Below are 14735 nucleotides of genomic sequence, written 5' to 3'. Positions count from 1 at the left end.
GCGGCCACCATGACCGCTCACATCCAGGGCGCGTCCGCCCCGGACGCGGGGGTGCGCGCGCCCCGGTTCCACGCCGTGGCCTGGCGCTGGCACTTCTACGCCGGCCTCTATGTGGTGCCCTTTCTGCTCATGCTGGCGCTCACCGGTGCCGTGATGGTGTTCTTCACCGGTTTCCAGAGCCGCCTCGGGCCCGTCGTGACGGTGCCGGTGCCGCCCGGCCAGGTGCCGCTGGCGGTGAGCGCGCAGGCGGATGCCGTGCTCGAACTGCGTTCGCAGGCCGTGCTGCGCGAGTACATCGCGCCGGCTACCCCCGAGCGCGCGAGCTGGTTCGTGGTGGCACGCGATGGCGTCAACGAAGCCGTTGCGGTCGACCCCTACACAGCGCGGGTGCTGCAACTGGTGGACAAGGACGACACCGTGTTCGCCTGGGCCGAGAAGATCCACGGCACGCTGCTGCTCGGCGACGTGGGGGATCGCCTGATCGAGGTCGCCGCCGGCTTTGCCATCGTGATGATCGCCACCGGCCTGTACCTCTGGTGGCCGCGCAGCGGCACGCGCTGGGCGCAGGTGCTGCTACCCGACCTGCGGCTGAAGGGGCGGCTGTGGTGGCGCTCGCTGCACGCCAGCCTGGGCTTCTGGCTTGCTGCGGTGCTGCTGGTGTTCCTGCTTACCGGTCTGTCCTGGACGGGGGTGTGGGGCGCGCAGTTCGCGCAGCCCTGGGGCACGTTCCCGGCCACCAAGTGGGACGACGTGCCCACCTCTGACGCGACGCACGCCACGCTGAACCCTGCCGGCCTGCACGAGGTGCCCTGGGGCCTGGAGCAGACGCTGCTGCCGCTCTCGGGTTCGGCGGCGGGTGTTGCGGGCGTGCCGGCCGGTCAGCCGGTGAACCTCGACACCGTGGCCGCGCTGGCGCAGCGGCTCGGTTTCCAGGGGCAGCACCACATCCAGCTGCCGCAGGGCGACACCGGCGTGTTCACGCTCTCGGCCGACACCATGAGCGGCGACCTGAACCACCCCACCCGCGACCGCACCGTGCACGTGGACCGCTACAGCGGCCGCGTGCTGGCCGAAGCCGCGTACGCCGACTACCCGCTGCTGGCCAAGGCCATGGCGGTGGGCATTGCACTGCACCAGGGCGACCTGGGGCTTTGGAACGCCGGGCTCAACCTGCTGTTCTGCGCGGCCACCGTATTCCTGTGCGTCAGCGGCATCGTGTTGTGGTGGAAGCGCCGACCCGCGGGACACTGGCGGCTGGGGGCACCCCCCATGCCGAGCAACCTGCCGCTGTGGAAGGGCGGGGCGGTGGTGATGTGCGCGGTGGCGCTGGCGTTTCCGCTCACGGGCGCCGTGCTGCTGGCGGTGCTGGTGCTGGACGGGCTGGTGATCTCGCGCCTGCCGGCATTGCGCGCGGCGCTGCGCTGATCAGGCCGGTGCAATCCGGGCCACGCCGGGTGCTGGGGGTGAGCTCGAGCCGGAGCCGCGCTCGAAGGTGACCACGTGGTCCACCTCGGCGCGGATGCCGATCCACTCGCCCACGGCGTGGTTGTGGTGCGAGGGCACGTGCGTCATCAGCAGCTCGCCGCTGGCCAGGCGCAGCGTGTAGAGGAACTCCGAGCCGCGGAAGGCCTTGCGCAGGATCTGCGCCTTCACCGGCGCGTCGTCGTCGTGCACGATGTCGTCGGCGCGCAGCAGCACATCACACAGACCGGCCTCGTAGGCCGTGGGCAGCGGGCATTCCTCCACGTCGTGCAGTGCGCCCAGCGGCGTCTGCACCGAGACGTCCTGGCCGTTCATGCGGATCTGCGCCGGCGCGAACACACCATGGCCGATGAACTCGGCCACGAAGCGCGTGGCCGGGCGGTGGTACAGGGCGTAGGCGTCTTCCCACTGGTGCAGGTGGCCTTCGTGCATCACGCCGATCACGTCGCCGATGGCGAAGGCTTCGAGCTGGTCGTGCGTGACGAACAGGGCGGTGGCACCGGCCGCCTTGAGGATGGCGCGCACCTCGTGTGCCAGCCGCTCGCGCAGGTCCACGTCCAGGTTGGAGAACGGTTCGTCCAGCAGCAGCAGGCGCGGGCGCGGTGCGAGCGCACGGGCCAGCGCCACGCGCTGCTGCTGCCCGCCCGAGAGCTCGTGCGGGAAGCGCGCCTGCATGCCGGCCAGGCCCACCAGCTGCAGCACCTCGGCCACGCGCGCCTCGCGCTCGGCGCGCGGCAGGCGGTGGATGCCGAAGGCAATGTTCTGGCCCACGTCCAGGTGCGGAAACAGGGCGTAGTCCTGGAACACCATGCCGATGCGGCGCTGCTCGGCCGGCATGTGCTGCTGGTCGTCGCTCACCGTCTCGCCGTCGAGCGTGATGCTGCCGCCGCTGGCGCGCTCCAGGCCCGCCACGGCGCGCAGCAGCGTGGTCTTGCCGCAGCCGGATGGGCCGATGAGCACACCGATGTCGCCCGCGCGCAGCCCGAGCGAGACGCCATCCACCGCGGCCTGGGACAGGCCGGGGTAGCGCACGCTGAGGTGGGAGACGTCAAGAAACATAGGCGGCTCATTGTAGATAACTACAATTCTCATTTGTGTTGACGCGGGTCAATGGCCCTTTCACCCGGATTCCCTTGACCATGCTGCGTTGGTTCGCCCCGGCCCTCCTGATCCTGCTTGCCCTGCTGCTCACGCTGCCGGTGCTGTCGCTGGGGGCGTCGTGGTTCCAGTTCGATGCGGTGGCGCGCGACGTGCTGGGCCAGATGGCGCAGACCGTGCTGCCCGAGTACACGCTCACCACGCTGGTGCTGTGCGTGAGCGTGGCGATCGGTGTCGCGGTGGTGGGCATGGCCACGGCCAGCGCCGTCACGCTGTTCGATTTCCCCGGCCGGCGCATGTTCGAGTGGGCGCTGCTGTTGCCGCTGGCCATGCCGGCCTACGTGGTGGCCTACGCCTACACCGACTTCCTGCAGTTCAGTGGCCCCTTGCAGGTGTGGCTGCGCGAGACTTTTGCCCTGCAGGGGCGCTTGCTGCCCGAGGTGCGCAGCACCCCCGGCGCGGTCTGGGTGTTCACGTTTTCGCTGTACCCCTATGTCTACCTGCTCGCGCGCACCGCGCTGTCCGAGCGCGCCGCGCAGTTGATGGAAGCCGCGCGCCTGCTGGGCGCCCCGCTGGCACGGCGCATCCGCGAGGTGGCGCTGCCGCTGGCGCGCCCGGCCGTGGCCGCCGGGGTGGCGCTGGCGCTGATGGAAACGCTGGCCGATTTCGGCGTGGCGAGCTACTTCGGCATCCAGACCTTCACCGCCGGCGTGTACAAGGCCTGGCTGGCCATGGACAACCGCCTGGCCGCCGCGCAGCTCGCCAGCGTGCTGCTGGCCACGGTGGCGCTGCTGCTCTGGCTGGAACACCGCGCGCAGCGCCGCATGCGTTTTGCCACACTGCGCGGCCAGCGCGCCGGCAGCGCCGAAGCGCAGCCTGTGGCACTGCGCGGCGCTCGCGCAACGCTGGCCGTGGCGGTCTGCGCGCTGCCCATCGCCTTCGGCTTCGTGCTGCCGGTGCTGTTCATGCTGCGACCGCTCATCGGGGGCTGGGACGAACTGCCCTGGACCGCCTTCGCTCAGTGGACGCGCAACAGCCTCTGGCTGGCCAGCCTGGGCGCCGCGCTGGCCACCGCCATTGCGCTGGCGCTGGCATTCGCGCAGCGCGCGCGGCCTGGGCAGGTCACCCGCGGCGTGGTGCAACTGGTCAGCCTGGGTTATGCCGTGCCCGGCGCGGTGATCGTGGTAGGCCTGCTGCTGCCCGTGGGCTGGGTACAGGCCGTGCGGCCCGAGTCCAGCGTGGGTTACTGGGTGACCGCGACCGCGCTCGGCATTGTCTGGGCCTACCTGGTGCGCTTCACGGCGGTGGCTCTGCAGTCGGTGCAAAGTGGCTATGCCCGCATGCCGGCCAGCCTGGACGATTCCGCCCGCATGCTCGGTGCCACCGGCCTGGGGCTGGCCGCGCGCGTGCACTGGCCTTTGCTGAAGCGTTCCACCGCCGCTGCGCTGCTGCTGGTGTTCGTGGATGTGATGAAGGAACTGCCCGCCACGCTGGTGCTGCGCCCCTTCAACAGCGACACCCTGGCCGTGGTGACCTACCAGCTCGCGCGCGACGAGCGCCTGGGCGAGGCGGCGCTGCCGGCGCTCACCCTGGTGCTGGTGGGCCTGGTGCCGGTGATCCTGCTGAGCCGCACGCTGCGGTCTCGGTAAGCGGATGTTGCGGCGCTTGTGCCGCGCATCCACCGCTGCTTAAATGCCCGGATGCGCTGCCTCCGCACCGTACCGGACGAACGCCGCCAGCTGCTGGCACTGGCCGCTGCGGCCGTGGTGGCCGGCTGTTCAGTCATCCGCAGCCCGCTGCCGGGCCAGGCGCCCGCCAGCGCGGCCTACCGCCGCGAGGCCGCGGCCCATCTCTACCGCAAGTACCCGGAGCGCATCTACCGCGGCCGGTTGCCGTCAATGCTGTATGCGATCGGCGTGCTCGAAGTGGAGCTGGACCAGGGCGGGCGCGTGGGTGCCACGCGCTGGCTGCGCGGGCCGAGCCACGCCCCCGAAGTCATGACCGAGATCGTGCGGCTGGTGCGGCTGGCGGCACCGTTCCCGCCTCCCTCCGGCTTCGGGCGGGTGCAGTACGTCGACACCTGGCTCTGGGACCGCAGCGGGCGCTTCCAGCTCGACACGCTGACCGAGGGGCAGCTGTAGCTTGCGAAGTCTTACCTCCCGTAACAGGCCGGTGTGCGCGCCCGACACAAGCCGCCGCTAGATTCAGTCCCTGCGAAAGGAGCGTGCACATGGACAAGTCAATGATGAAAGGCGTCGCCGTGGGTGGTCTGGCGATGGTGGTGCTGGGGGCCGGTGGCGTTACCGGGTACCAGACGCTGACGAAGCCGGCCACCGCCGAGGTGATCGCGGTCAAGGAGGTCATGCAGACCGTGGTGACCCCGCGCGAGCAGTGCGAGGACGTGGCCGTGCAGAGACAGGCGCCGGTGAAGGACAGCAACCGCATCGCGGGCACGGTGATCGGCGGCGTGGCCGGTGGCCTGCTGGGCAGCACCATCGGTGGCGGCAGCGGCAAGACGCTGGCCACCGTCGCCGGTGCGGCCGCCGGGGGCTACGCCGGCAACCAGGTGCAGAAGAACATGCAGCAGAAGGACGTCGTCACGACGACCGAGCGCCGCTGCAGGACCGTGAACGACAAGTCGCAGAAGCTCAGCGGCTACAACGTCACCTACCGCCTCGACGGCCAGGAGGCCACGGTGCGGATGTCGTTCAAGCCGGGTGCGACGCTGCCCGTGAAGGACGGCAAGGTGGTGACGACACCCCCACCGCCCGACGCGAAGTCGTAGCCCTGCCGGCTTCTCCTTCAGTTCCCGGCCATTTCCCTCGGTCCGCCGTTCACGCCCCAGGGCGTGCCGAAGCGGTCCGTCACCATGCCGAAGGTGTCGGCCCAGAAGGTTTCGGCCAGCGGCATGCCCACCTTGCCGCCTTCGGCGAGGGCGTTGAACACGCGCGTGGCCTCGGCCACCGTGGGATAGGTGATGGCCATCATGCAGCCCTGGATGCCGGCGAATGGCACGCCGGGCGGCGCGTCGCCGGCCATCAGGGCGAAGTCCTTGTGCACGAGGTAGGCGTGCATGATGCGGCCGGCCTGCTCGGGCGGCACCGGGTCGCCGCCGGGCATCTCGCCGTAGGTGATGAGCGCTTCGAGCTTCGCGCCCAGCACCTGGGCATAGAACTTCATGGCTTCGGCGCAGTTGCCGTCGTAGGACAGGTAGGCGCAGAGTTGCGTGGACATGGTGTGAATCTCCTGGTGGTGGTGTGAACGGGGTTGCATGCGCCCGGGCGGCCATGGGCGCCCGGATCTTCGGCCTGCCCATCCACGACGGATGGCGAGTCGCCGTTTCGACATGCGCCGTGCCGCGCCGATGAATGGCCGGTCGTGCGGCGCCACCCGCTACCATCGCTCTCCATGGCGTTGAACTGGGTCTGGATCGGTCTCTTCCTCGTGGCCTTCGCCACCGCCCTGGTGCGCTGGGTGCTGGGCGAGGACGGCATCCTGCAGGCGCTGCTCACCGCCCTGTTCGACGGCGCTCGCTCGGGCTTCGAGATTTCCCTGGGCCTGGCGGGCGTGATGGCGCTGTGGCTGGGCCTGATGAAGGTGGGCGAGCGCGCCGGCATGATCGAGCTGCTGGCCCGGCTCGCGGGCCCGCTGTTGCGGCGCCTGTTCCCTGGCGTGCCGCAGGGCCACCCCGCGCAGGGCGCGATCACCATGAACGTCTCGGCCAACCTGCTGGGTCTGGACAACGCGGCCACGCCGCTGGGCCTGACGGCCATGCGCGAACTGCAGACGCTCAACACCGAGCAGCCGGGCACGGCGAGCAACGCGCAGATCATGTTCGTGGTGATGAACACGGCCGGGCTCACGCTGATCCCGACCTCGGTGATCGCCATCCGCCAGAGCATCGCGCTCAAGCAAGGGCTCGGCCCGGGCTTCAACGCGGCCGACATCTTCCTGCCCGTGCTGCTGGTCACCTTCATCGCGCTGCTGGCCGGCGTGCTCGCGGTGGCCGTGTGTCAGCGCCTGCCGCTGTGGCGCCCGCGCTTCCTGCTGCCGGTGCTGGTCGTCGGGGGGCTGCTGGCATGGGCGGTGAGCGCGCTGGCGCAACTGCCCGCGGAAGACGCGGCGCGCGTGGCCGGCGCCACGGGCGCGGGCGTCATCCTGGGCGTGGTGGCGCTGTTTTTGCTGGCGGGTGCGTGGCAGCGAGTGAACGTCTACGACGCCTTCATCGACGGCGCCAAGGAGGGCTTTGGCGTGGCCATCCACATCGTGCCCTACCTCATCGCCATCCTGATCGCGATCGCCGTGTTCCGGGCGGCCGGCTGCATGGACTTCCTGATGTCGGGCATCGGCGCGGCGGTGGCGGCGATGGGCTGGGACACCGACTTCCTGCCGGCCCTGCCCGTGGGCCTGATGAAGATCCTCTCGGGATCGGGCGCGCGCGGCCTGATGATCGACGTGATGCAGACCCACGGCGTCGACTCGTTCGCCGGGCGCCTGGCGGCCATCGTGCAGGGCTCCACCGAAACCACCTTCTACGTGCTTGCCGTGTACTTCGGCAGCGTGGGCGTGAAGCACGCGCGCCACGCGCTGGCGTGCGCGCTGTTCGCGGATGTGGTGGGGCTGGTGGCGGCGATCGGCGTGGGCTACGCGATGCTGCGCTGAGCGGGCCTGCGGGTGGTACCACCAACAGGAATCGAACCTGTATCTAGCGCTTAGGAGGCGCTCGTTCTATCCATTGAACTATGGCGGCGAAAACGAGCCCGCATTGTACGGGCGCGCCCGGGGTGGGCGCCGCGCGTTCCGGCTATGTGGGCGTGGACGACGGCCCCGGCACGAACACGTCGGCGTGGAAGTCTTCGTGGGCCAGGCCCTTGTCGGTAGCTGCCGCGCGCACGGCGGTCACCATCGCAGGGGAACCGCAGCAGTACACGACATGACCGGCCAGCGGGCCACAGGTGCTGCGCAATGCCTCGTCCACGCGGCCCGGGAACGCGCCGTCCGATGGCGCTCCGCTCAGTGCCGCGGTGAAGCGGAAGCCCGGCCACTGCTTCTGCCAGCGCTCCACCGCCGGGCGCAGGTACAGGCCCCCGGCCTCGCGTGCGCCCCAGATCAGGGTGATGTCGCGCTGCACGCGTTTTTTCATCATGTCGTCCAGGATGGACTTGACCGGTGCAAAGCCGGTGCCGCCGGCCACGAACACGATCGGGCGCGTGTCTTCGGTGGCCAGGGCCACGTTGCCGAACGGCAGTTCGATCTGGAGCAGGTCGCCGGGGGCGAGTTGCGCCACACGGGCGCTGAACTGCCCGCCCGGCACGCGGCGGATGTGCAGCGTGGCGCCATCGCTTTCGTGCGGCGGGTTGGCCATGGAATAGCAGCGCGCGCTGCCGTCTTCCAGCAGGATCTGCAGGTACTGGCCGGCCTGGAATTTCGCACGCTGGCCCGCGGGCAGGCGCAGCCTGAGCACCGACACATCGGGCGCGGCCAGCTGGTTGCTGTACACCCTGGCGGTGAAGGTCTTGCGCGCGGCCGGGTCAATGCGCTTCCAGGACACCGGTTGCAAGACCACGTCTGAGACGGGTTCGCACAGGCAGTAGAGCACCTGGTCCGGGCCGCAGGTGTCGTTGCGAATGGCCGCACCGTTCAGCCCGCGCACCTCGCCCGAAACGATGCCGCCGGCGCAACTGCCGCACACGCCCTTGCGGCAGGAATAGGGCAGCTCGATGCCGGCGTGCAGGGCCGCGTCGAGCAGGCTCTGGCCGGGCGGATTGTCGAAGGCGACCTCGGTCGCCCCGATGGAAATGGAATGGCTCATGAAGGGATCTGTGTTCGGGCGTCGCCCGACAGCAGGGCGATCGTGCGCAGCAGCGCGGTGGGGTCGGCGATGCCGCGGCCCGCGATGTCCATGGCGCTGCCATGGCCCACGCTGGAGAGCAGGGCGTCGCCGCCGATGCTCAGGGCGCTGGCGGCGTTGGGCGCGAGCAGCTTGACGGGAATGTGGCCCTGGTCGTGCAACATGGCCACGTAGAGGTCGTGACGGCGCTGCGACAGCACCATGTCGGCGCCGTGCGGCCCGTCGACGCGGTGGCCCTCGGTGCGCAGGGTGGCCATGGCGGGCACCACGATCTGCTGGTCTTCCGGGCCGAACAGCGAGCCCTCCGAGGCGTGCGGGTTGATGCCGAACACGCCGATGCTCGGGTCGTTCACGCCCAGCAGGGCGCAGGCACGCACACCGGCCCGCACCGCCTGCTCAACGAGCGTGGGCGTCATGCGGTTGAGCGCCGTGCGCACACTCTCGTGCAGGGTCACGTGCACGATGCGCAGGCCGCCGCCCACGAGCAGCAGGAAGACTTCGTCTTGCGGCATGCCGCACACGCGCGCCACCAGCGAGGGGTAGCCGCTGAAGGCGATGCCGGCCTGGTGGATGGCGGTCTCGTGGTGCGGGCAGGCGATCACCGCGTCGAATTCCCCCGCGCGCACGGCCTGCAGCGCGGCGGTGGCCGATGCCACCGTGGACGCACCGGCGGCCGGGTCGATGCGGCCGGGCACGGCGGCGCTGTCGGGCAACGAGCCAGCCTCGACGTGCCGGATCTGGGAAAGCAGCGCCGACAGTCCGCACACGGCCGCGGCCCGCTGCAGCACCGCACGAGGCCCGAACACGGTGATGCGGTCGCGCTGGTCCTGCGCCAGCGCGGCCAGCGCCTTGAGCGCGATCTCGGGGCCGATGCCGTTGGGGTCTCCCGCCGAGAGAGCCAGGCGGCGCGGTGCCTGTGAGGCGTTCACAGCGGCAGCGCCATCAGGGTGTCGGTCACCGTGCTGTCGCAGATGGCCACGCGCTCGGCCAGCAACAACTCGCCAGCATCGCGCACGAAGCGGTCGCGGTACACGCCGGTGGCAAACACCTCGCTCTGCCCGGTGGCCATGATGCGCACCACGATGAAGGGTGTTTGCGCCTGCGCCGCCGTGTCGTCGGCCGACACCACCATGGGCAGGCCCAGCAGGTGGCGGTAGCGCTGGCGTTCGTAGATGTTGGCCTCGCGCAGCGCGGCGATGCGGTCTTCCAGCATGGCGCGCGAGTCCGCATAGACGATGCCGGCGGCCAGCCCTTCCAGCTCGTTCTCGACGTGGGTGATGCGGTAGTGGCAGTCTTCGGTGAAAAACGCGGGCCAGGCTTCCAGCGCGTCGCTGTCGATGGTGTGGGCGTAGCGGGCGTTGAAGGCGGCGATGGTCAGCAGGTCGATCATGCTCAGGCCCCCATGTGGTGGCGGTAGGCTTTCCAGAAGCCGCGCACCGAGGTTTCGGTGGCGCGGCCCTCGCTGGAGCCGGATTCGTCGCCGCCCATTTCCACCACCGCCTCCTTGTCGCGTGCCCCGGCGATGCCGCGCTGCACGAAACCGCCGACGGCGCCATCTTCCATCGAGATGAAGCCGGCCGGCCCCACCAGGTTGGCCTGTTTGAGGCGAACCTTGCGCTGCTCGGGGGTGTCGTCGGTGTAGCCGAAGTAGGTCCAGTTCAACTCGGTGCGGTCCACGCCCTGGGGCAGCACCTGGCGCACGGCCAGGCAGTTCTGGATCTGCTGCAGCACGAAACCCGGGAACACCGAGAGGATCTGCAGGGTCACGCCGTCGTCGAACTCCTTGAAGCCGGCGAGCAGCGTCGGGTCCTTCAGGCGGTAGCGGTCGTTGTCGGAGCGCAGGGCCTGGTCCTTGTACGAAGAGTCCTTTTCCGCCGTGGTGTCGATCATCGAATAGCTCACGTGGTGGCCGCCCGATTCGTCGACGATGACGCCGCCCTTCTGCGAAAGGCGGTTCAGCTCGAAGGTGGTGAAGAACAGGTGCAGCAGGCTGGCGTGGTAGCTGTCCTTGACGTTCTCGACGTACAGCTTCCAGTTGTTGGGCAGGGCCTGCGTGAAGCGGCCGATGACTTCTACCGGCTTGTGCATCACGCGCTCGATGCGCTGGCAGATCTCGTCGCCCAGGTATTCCTCGATGTCGGGCACGTCGTCGGAGAAGCTGCCGAACACCAGGCCGCAGTACACGGCGATGCGCAGCTTGCGCGGGCCGTGCGCTTCCTTGCAGAAGTCGGGCGGCATGCCGCCCTCGCCCTTGACGCCTTTTTCGAAGGCCACGCCGGTCAGGTCGCCCTGGCGGTTGTAGCTCCAGGCGTGGTAGACGCACTGGAAGTTCTCGACCTTGCCTGACTTCTCCAGCGCGATCAGCGCGCCGCGGTGCGCACAGCGGTTCTCGAACGCGTAGACCTCGCCGTCGCCGTCGCGCACCACCACCACCGGCGTGGTGCCGGCGAACGTGGTGCGGTAGCTGCCTGCTTCGGGCAGGTCCGCGTCCAGGCAGAGGAAGTTCCAGGTGTTGCCGCGGAAGATCTTCTCCTGCTCCTGTTCGGGCACTTGCGCGTCGCTGTACAGCGCATAGGGAATGCGCGTGAGCGCGTCGCTGCGCCAGTGGATGGTCTGTTCGTGCATGACGGGCTCTCTCTCACTCCAGGGTCACGTTGGCGCTCTTGATGACCTTGTTCCACTTGTCGGACTCGGCCTGGATGAAGCGGCCGGTCTGCTCGGGCGACCAGCCGCGTGGCTCGGCGCCCTGTTCGGCGAAGCGGGACTTCACATCGGGCATGGCCATGGCGTCGGCAATCTGCTTCTGCAGCGCTGCGGCGGTGGCCGCGGGCGTGCCGGGAGGCGCCACCACGGCGAAGAAAGTGACGGCGTTCATGCCGGCCACCTTCGATTCTTCGAAGGTGGGTACCTGGGGCAAGGCGGCCGAGCGCACCGCGTCCGCGATCGCCAGGATGCGCAGCTTGCCGGTGGTGTGGAACTGTGCGGAAGAACTCAGGTTGTCGAAGAACACGTCGACCTGGCCACCGACCAGATCGACCAGCGCGGGGGCCGTGCCGCGGTAGGGAATGTGGGTCATCTCGGTGCCGGTCAGCTGCATGAACAGGCTGGCGGTCAGGTGCGAGGTGGATCCGTTGCCCTGCGAGGCATACGTCACCTTGCCCGGATTCGCCTTGAGGTAGGCGATGAACTCGGCCACGCTCTGCACCGGCAGCTTGGTGCTGACCGCGAGGACATTGGGCACGGTGGCCATCACCGTGACCGGCACCCACTGGGTGGGGTCGAAGGGCAGCTTCTTGTACAGGTGGTGGTTGATCGCGATTGGTCCGGGCGGTGAAGCCAGGAAGGTGCTGCCATCGGGTGCCGAGCGGAACACCGTCTCGGCGCCGATGTTGCCGCCCGCGCCGGTGCGGTTCTCGACCACCACGCCCGCCGTGTAGTGCGTGCGCAGCTTTTCCGCGAGGATGCGCGGCAACACGTCTGCAGTGCCTCCGGCCGGGAAGGGAACGATCAGTTTCAGCAGCGGAGGATTCGACTGGGCAAAGGCGCTGCCGAACAGGCACGAGGCCAATGCGAGGGCCACGCCAAGGCGGCGCGAGAAGGAATGGGTCATGGGTTGTCTCCGTGATGGCTCAATGGGGAAGGCAAGTGTCCCAACACACACGACAGGGAACAAGCTAGATTTGCGCTATGCGCAAGAATCCACCCGCAGCGTTGACCGAGGTCAATGCGGTCGACCGCCATTTCGTCACGTCCTTGCAGAAGGGGCTGGACGTGCTCACCTGCTTTGGCCGGCAGCACAGCCGCCTGACGCTGTCGGAGGTGGCGCGCCTGACCGGCATGTCGCCAGCTTCCGCGCGGCGCTCCCTGCTCACGCTGGAGCAACTGGGCTATCTGGACAGCGATGGCAAGCGCTTCTGGATGCAGCCGCGCGCACTGCTGGTGGCCAACGCCTACCTGTCCTCGCGGCCCATGCCTTCGCTGGCGCAGCCCTTGCTGGATGCCTTGTCCGAGCGCACACGCGAATCGGCCTCGCTGGGGCAACTGCTGGACAACGACGCGATCATCGTGGGGCGCTCCACGGCGCGACGCAGCCTGAGCACGGGACTGGGCATCGGCTCGCGACTGCCGGCCTATTGCTCGGCCCTGGGCCGCGTGCTGCTGGCCGGGCTGCCGCCGCAGGAAGCCCAGGCACGCCTGCGCAACATGCCCCGCGTGGCACTGACGCGGCAGACGATCTTCAGCGTGCCGCGCGTGGTCGAGCTGGTGCAGCGGTGCCGCGAAGAAGGCTATGCGACCAACGATGGCGAGCTCGAGGTCGGCGTGCGGTCGATGGCGGTGCCGGTGCGCGACCGCCAGGGGCAGGTGGTGGCGGCCATGAGCATTGCCGTGGGCGTGGAACGCATGGGCATGGGCGAATTCCGCGACGCCTTCCTGCCCATGCTCAACCGCGCGCGCGACACGCTGGCGACCCGCCTCTTCCCTGGTTGAGCGCGCTCACGTGTTGCCCGGGCGGCGCAGCAGGTTGCCGCACACGGGTACGTATTCGCCCAGGAAGTCGAGGAAGCTGCGCACCGCTGGCGACAGGCCCCGGCGCGAGGGAAATACCGCGTGCACCACGCCCACCGGCGTGCTCCATTCGGGCAACAGGCGCACCAGCCGGCCGTCGCGCAGTTCGTCCTCGCACATGTAGTCGGGCAGCCAGCACATGCCGCTGCCGCCAAGCACCGCGTACTTGAGGGTGAGCAGGTCGTCGGCGATGTAGCGCGGTGTGTATTGCAGCGTCGCCTCGCGCCCTTCGGCATTGGTGAGCCGGATGCTGACCTGGCCGTCCGTGGCCGACATCGCGACGCTGTCGAGCCGACTGGCTTCCTCCAGCGTGGTGGGCGTGCCCTGGCGGGCCAGCAGAGCGGGGCTGGCCACCAGCACGGAGCGCGCCTCGTCCAGCCGCTTGATGACCAGGCTGCCGCTTTCCTCCAGCGTCAGGCGCACGCGCAGCGCCACGTCCACGCCTTCTTCCACCAGATCCACCACGCGGTTGTTCACTTCCATCTCCACCCGCACCTGCGGATGCCGTGCGAGGTAGATCGGCATCACGCCGCTGAGCACTGTCTGCGCCAGCGTGACCGGGCACACCACGCGGATGGTACCGCGCGGTTCGGTCTGCGCGTGGGCCACGGCGTCGGCGGCAGCCTGGGCCGATTCGCGCAGCGCCAGGCAGTGGCGCAGGTAGGTCTCACCCACGTCGGTGAGTGAGAGCTTGCGCGTGGTGCGCTGCAGCAGGCGCACGCCGAGCTGCGCTTCCAGTTCGGCCACGCGGCGTGAAAGGCGCGACTTGGGCAGGCCCAGCGCCCGGCCGGCGGCCGCGAAGCTGCCGCGCTCGGCGACTTCGGCAAAGAACAGCATGTCGTTGAGGTCTTGCATGGTGCTGATTGTCCTGTAAATGAGACGATATGTCGCAATTCTGCCGACTTATCAGAAATTGGGTTCGAAACCACAATCTATCCATGGCCACACGGCGTGGCTTCCCTCACTGGAGATTTCCATGCAACTGCTTCACATCGATTCCGCCATCACTGGCGACCAGTCCGTTTCCCGCCAGCTGACCGCGCAGACCGTGGCTGCCTGGGTCGCTGCCCACCCGGGCACCCAGGTGCAGCACCTGGACCTGGCCGCCAGCGTGGTGCCGCACCTGGGCGCCGATGCGCTGGGTTTCCGCACCGGCCAGGCCGCCGCCACTGAAGCGCAGCGCCAGGAAAACGCACTGTCCGAGGCGCTGGTGAGCCAGTTCCTGGCGGCCGACGTGGTCGTGATCGGCGCACCGCTCTACAACTTCACCATCCCCACCCAGCTCAAGGCCTGGATCGACCGCGTGGCGCAGGCCGGGCGCACCTTCACCTACACCGAACAAGGCCCCAAGGGTCTGGCGGGTGGCAAGACGGTGATCGTGGCGTTGACGCGCGGCGGCGTGTATTCGGCCAGCGACGCCGGCCGCGCCATGGAGCACCAGGAAACCTACCTGCAGACGGTGCTGGGCTTTTTTGGCATCACCGACGTGCGCTTCGTGCGCGCCGAGGGCGTGGCCATGGGGCCGGAACCCAAGGCGAAGGCGATCAGCGCCGCTGAAGTCGAGATCCGTTCGCTCACCGCGGTGGCTGCCAACCAGCCCGCAGTCGCCAACGTGGCCTGAAGCATCTCAGGGGCGAGAGCCCACCGATCCAGAAACACCGCGGAACCGGCTTCGCCGGGCCGCAGGTGTTGCCCCCCCTGCAAGGGGGGTGACGCGCCGCAGGCGCGGCGCGGGGGG

15 protein-coding genes and 1 tRNA gene are annotated in these 14735 nt (G+C 69.3%); 7 read left to right on the top strand and 9 right to left on the bottom strand.

Annotated elements, in window-relative coordinates; genetic code table 11:
- Nucleotides 1–9: 9 nt before the first annotated feature.
- Nucleotides 10–1425: a PepSY domain-containing protein gene (locus K5880_RS20750; RefSeq protein WP_297656999.1), complete on the top strand. Its 1416-nt coding sequence runs from the start codon at nt 10–12 to the stop codon at nt 1423–1425.
- Here K5880_RS20750 and K5880_RS20745 read toward each other — a convergent pair whose 3' ends face one another.
- On the bottom strand, nt 1426–2541 hold the full coding sequence (locus tag K5880_RS20745) for an ABC transporter ATP-binding protein (protein ID WP_297656996.1): 1116 nt from the start codon (nt 2539–2541) through the stop codon (nt 1426–1428).
- 80 nt (nt 2542–2621) lie between these two features.
- Here K5880_RS20745 and K5880_RS20740 point away from each other — a divergent pair, with 80 nt between their 5' ends.
- From K5880_RS20740 to K5880_RS20730, 3 genes are all read left to right on the top strand, one after another.
- On the top strand, nt 2622–4229 hold the full coding sequence (locus K5880_RS20740) for an iron ABC transporter permease (RefSeq protein ID WP_297656993.1): 1608 nt from the start codon (nt 2622–2624) through the stop codon (nt 4227–4229).
- A 51-nt stretch (nt 4230–4280) separates the two neighbouring features.
- Nucleotides 4281–4721 (top strand): hypothetical protein, encoded by a 441-nt coding sequence (locus K5880_RS20735; protein ID WP_297656990.1) that lies wholly within the window; start codon nt 4281–4283, stop codon nt 4719–4721.
- An 89-nt stretch (nt 4722–4810) separates the two neighbouring features.
- Nucleotides 4811–5365, top strand: coding sequence for a glycine zipper 2TM domain-containing protein (locus K5880_RS20730; RefSeq protein WP_297656988.1), 555 nt, complete (start codon nt 4811–4813; stop codon nt 5363–5365).
- A gap of 17 nt (nt 5366–5382) precedes the next feature.
- Here the strand turns inward: K5880_RS20730 and K5880_RS20725 are convergent, their stop codons facing one another.
- On the bottom strand, nt 5383–5814 hold the full coding sequence (locus tag K5880_RS20725; protein WP_297656985.1) for a VOC family protein: 432 nt from the start codon (nt 5812–5814) through the stop codon (nt 5383–5385).
- Nucleotides 5815–5988: 174 nt separating this feature from the next.
- On the opposite strand from K5880_RS20725, the gene K5880_RS20720 reads away from it, so the two are divergent.
- Nucleotides 5989–7242 carry a spore maturation protein gene (locus tag K5880_RS20720; protein WP_297656982.1) on the top strand — a complete coding sequence of 418 codons (1254 nt, stop codon included), beginning with the start codon at nt 5989–5991 and terminating at the stop codon, nt 7240–7242.
- Between the two features lie 13 nt (nt 7243–7255).
- Here the strand turns inward: K5880_RS20720 and K5880_RS20715 are convergent.
- From K5880_RS20715 to K5880_RS20690, 6 genes are all read right to left on the bottom strand, one after another.
- A tRNA-Arg gene (locus tag K5880_RS20715) sits at nt 7256–7330 on the bottom strand.
- A gap of 54 nt (nt 7331–7384) precedes the next feature.
- The gene (locus K5880_RS20710; protein WP_297656979.1) at nt 7385–8392 is read right to left on the bottom strand and encodes a 2Fe-2S iron-sulfur cluster-binding protein; all 1008 of its coding nucleotides are present in this window, start codon (nt 8390–8392) and stop codon (nt 7385–7387) included.
- The gene (locus tag K5880_RS20705) at nt 8389–9360 is read right to left on the bottom strand and encodes a 4-hydroxythreonine-4-phosphate dehydrogenase PdxA (protein WP_297656976.1); all 972 of its coding nucleotides are present in this window, start codon (nt 9358–9360) and stop codon (nt 8389–8391) included. The genes K5880_RS20710 and K5880_RS20705 overlap by 4 nt, the downstream gene beginning before the upstream one ends.
- Nucleotides 9357–9821 carry an aromatic-ring-hydroxylating dioxygenase subunit beta gene (locus K5880_RS20700; RefSeq protein WP_297656972.1) on the bottom strand — a complete coding sequence of 155 codons (465 nt, stop codon included), beginning with the start codon at nt 9819–9821 and terminating at the stop codon, nt 9357–9359. The genes K5880_RS20705 and K5880_RS20700 overlap by 4 nt, the downstream gene beginning before the upstream one ends.
- 2 nt (nt 9822–9823) lie before the next feature.
- On the bottom strand, nt 9824–11056 hold the full coding sequence (locus tag K5880_RS20695) for an aromatic ring-hydroxylating dioxygenase subunit alpha (RefSeq protein WP_297656969.1): 1233 nt from the start codon (nt 11054–11056) through the stop codon (nt 9824–9826).
- 13 nt (nt 11057–11069) lie between these two features.
- Entirely contained in the window at nt 11070–12041 is a 972-nt protein-coding gene (locus tag K5880_RS20690; RefSeq protein ID WP_297656966.1) for a tripartite tricarboxylate transporter substrate binding protein, read from the bottom strand.
- Between the two features lie 77 nt (nt 12042–12118).
- On the opposite strand from K5880_RS20690, the gene K5880_RS20685 reads away from it, so the two are divergent.
- On the top strand, nt 12119–12919 hold the full coding sequence (locus K5880_RS20685) for an IclR family transcriptional regulator C-terminal domain-containing protein (protein ID WP_297656963.1): 801 nt from the start codon (nt 12119–12121) through the stop codon (nt 12917–12919).
- 6 nt (nt 12920–12925) lie between these two features.
- On the opposite strand, the gene K5880_RS20680 is transcribed toward K5880_RS20685, so the two are convergent.
- The gene (locus K5880_RS20680; RefSeq protein ID WP_297656960.1) at nt 12926–13852 is read right to left on the bottom strand and encodes a LysR family transcriptional regulator; all 927 of its coding nucleotides are present in this window, start codon (nt 13850–13852) and stop codon (nt 12926–12928) included.
- Nucleotides 13853–13973: 121 nt separating this feature from the next.
- On the opposite strand from K5880_RS20680, the gene K5880_RS20675 reads away from it, so the two are divergent.
- A complete protein-coding gene (locus K5880_RS20675) occupies nt 13974–14618 on the top strand; it encodes an NAD(P)H-dependent oxidoreductase (protein WP_297656958.1) in 645 nt (214 codons plus the stop codon).
- Nucleotides 14619–14735: the final 117 nt, after the last annotated feature.

It is taken from the genome of Hydrogenophaga sp., assembly GCF_025699295.1.
Taxonomy (GTDB): Bacteria; Pseudomonadota; Gammaproteobacteria; order Burkholderiales; family Burkholderiaceae_C; genus Hydrogenophaga.
The sequence above is the reverse complement of the archived record's forward strand: the minus strand, read 5'-3'. Positions and strand labels throughout refer to the sequence as shown.

What these genes read in the sequence shown, in the direction of transcription:
- K5880_RS20750 (WP_297656999.1), top strand. Translation starts at nt 10, where the DNA reads ATGACCGCTCACATCCAGGGCGCGTCCGCCCCGGACGCGGGGGTGCGC.
- K5880_RS20745 (WP_297656996.1), bottom strand. Translation starts at nt 2,541, where the DNA reads ATGTTTCTTGACGTCTCCCACCTCAGCGTGCGCTACCCCGGCCTGTCC.
- K5880_RS20740 (WP_297656993.1), top strand. Translation starts at nt 2,622, where the DNA reads ATGCTGCGTTGGTTCGCCCCGGCCCTCCTGATCCTGCTTGCCCTGCTG.
- K5880_RS20735 (WP_297656990.1), top strand. Translation starts at nt 4,281, where the DNA reads ATGCGCTGCCTCCGCACCGTACCGGACGAACGCCGCCAGCTGCTGGCA.
- K5880_RS20730 (WP_297656988.1), top strand. Translation starts at nt 4,811, where the DNA reads ATGGACAAGTCAATGATGAAAGGCGTCGCCGTGGGTGGTCTGGCGATG.
- K5880_RS20725 (WP_297656985.1), bottom strand. Translation starts at nt 5,814, where the DNA reads ATGTCCACGCAACTCTGCGCCTACCTGTCCTACGACGGCAACTGCGCC.
- K5880_RS20720 (WP_297656982.1), top strand. Translation starts at nt 5,989, where the DNA reads ATGGCGTTGAACTGGGTCTGGATCGGTCTCTTCCTCGTGGCCTTCGCC.
- K5880_RS20710 (WP_297656979.1), bottom strand. Translation starts at nt 8,392, where the DNA reads ATGAGCCATTCCATTTCCATCGGGGCGACCGAGGTCGCCTTCGACAAT.
- K5880_RS20700 (WP_297656972.1), bottom strand. Translation starts at nt 9,821, where the DNA reads ATGATCGACCTGCTGACCATCGCCGCCTTCAACGCCCGCTACGCCCAC.
- K5880_RS20695 (WP_297656969.1), bottom strand. Translation starts at nt 11,056, where the DNA reads ATGCACGAACAGACCATCCACTGGCGCAGCGACGCGCTCACGCGCATT.
- K5880_RS20690 (WP_297656966.1), bottom strand. Translation starts at nt 12,041, where the DNA reads ATGACCCATTCCTTCTCGCGCCGCCTTGGCGTGGCCCTCGCATTGGCC.
- K5880_RS20685 (WP_297656963.1), top strand. Translation starts at nt 12,119, where the DNA reads ATGCGCAAGAATCCACCCGCAGCGTTGACCGAGGTCAATGCGGTCGAC.
- K5880_RS20680 (WP_297656960.1), bottom strand. Translation starts at nt 13,852, where the DNA reads ATGCAAGACCTCAACGACATGCTGTTCTTTGCCGAAGTCGCCGAGCGC.
- K5880_RS20675 (WP_297656958.1), top strand. Translation starts at nt 13,974, where the DNA reads ATGCAACTGCTTCACATCGATTCCGCCATCACTGGCGACCAGTCCGTT.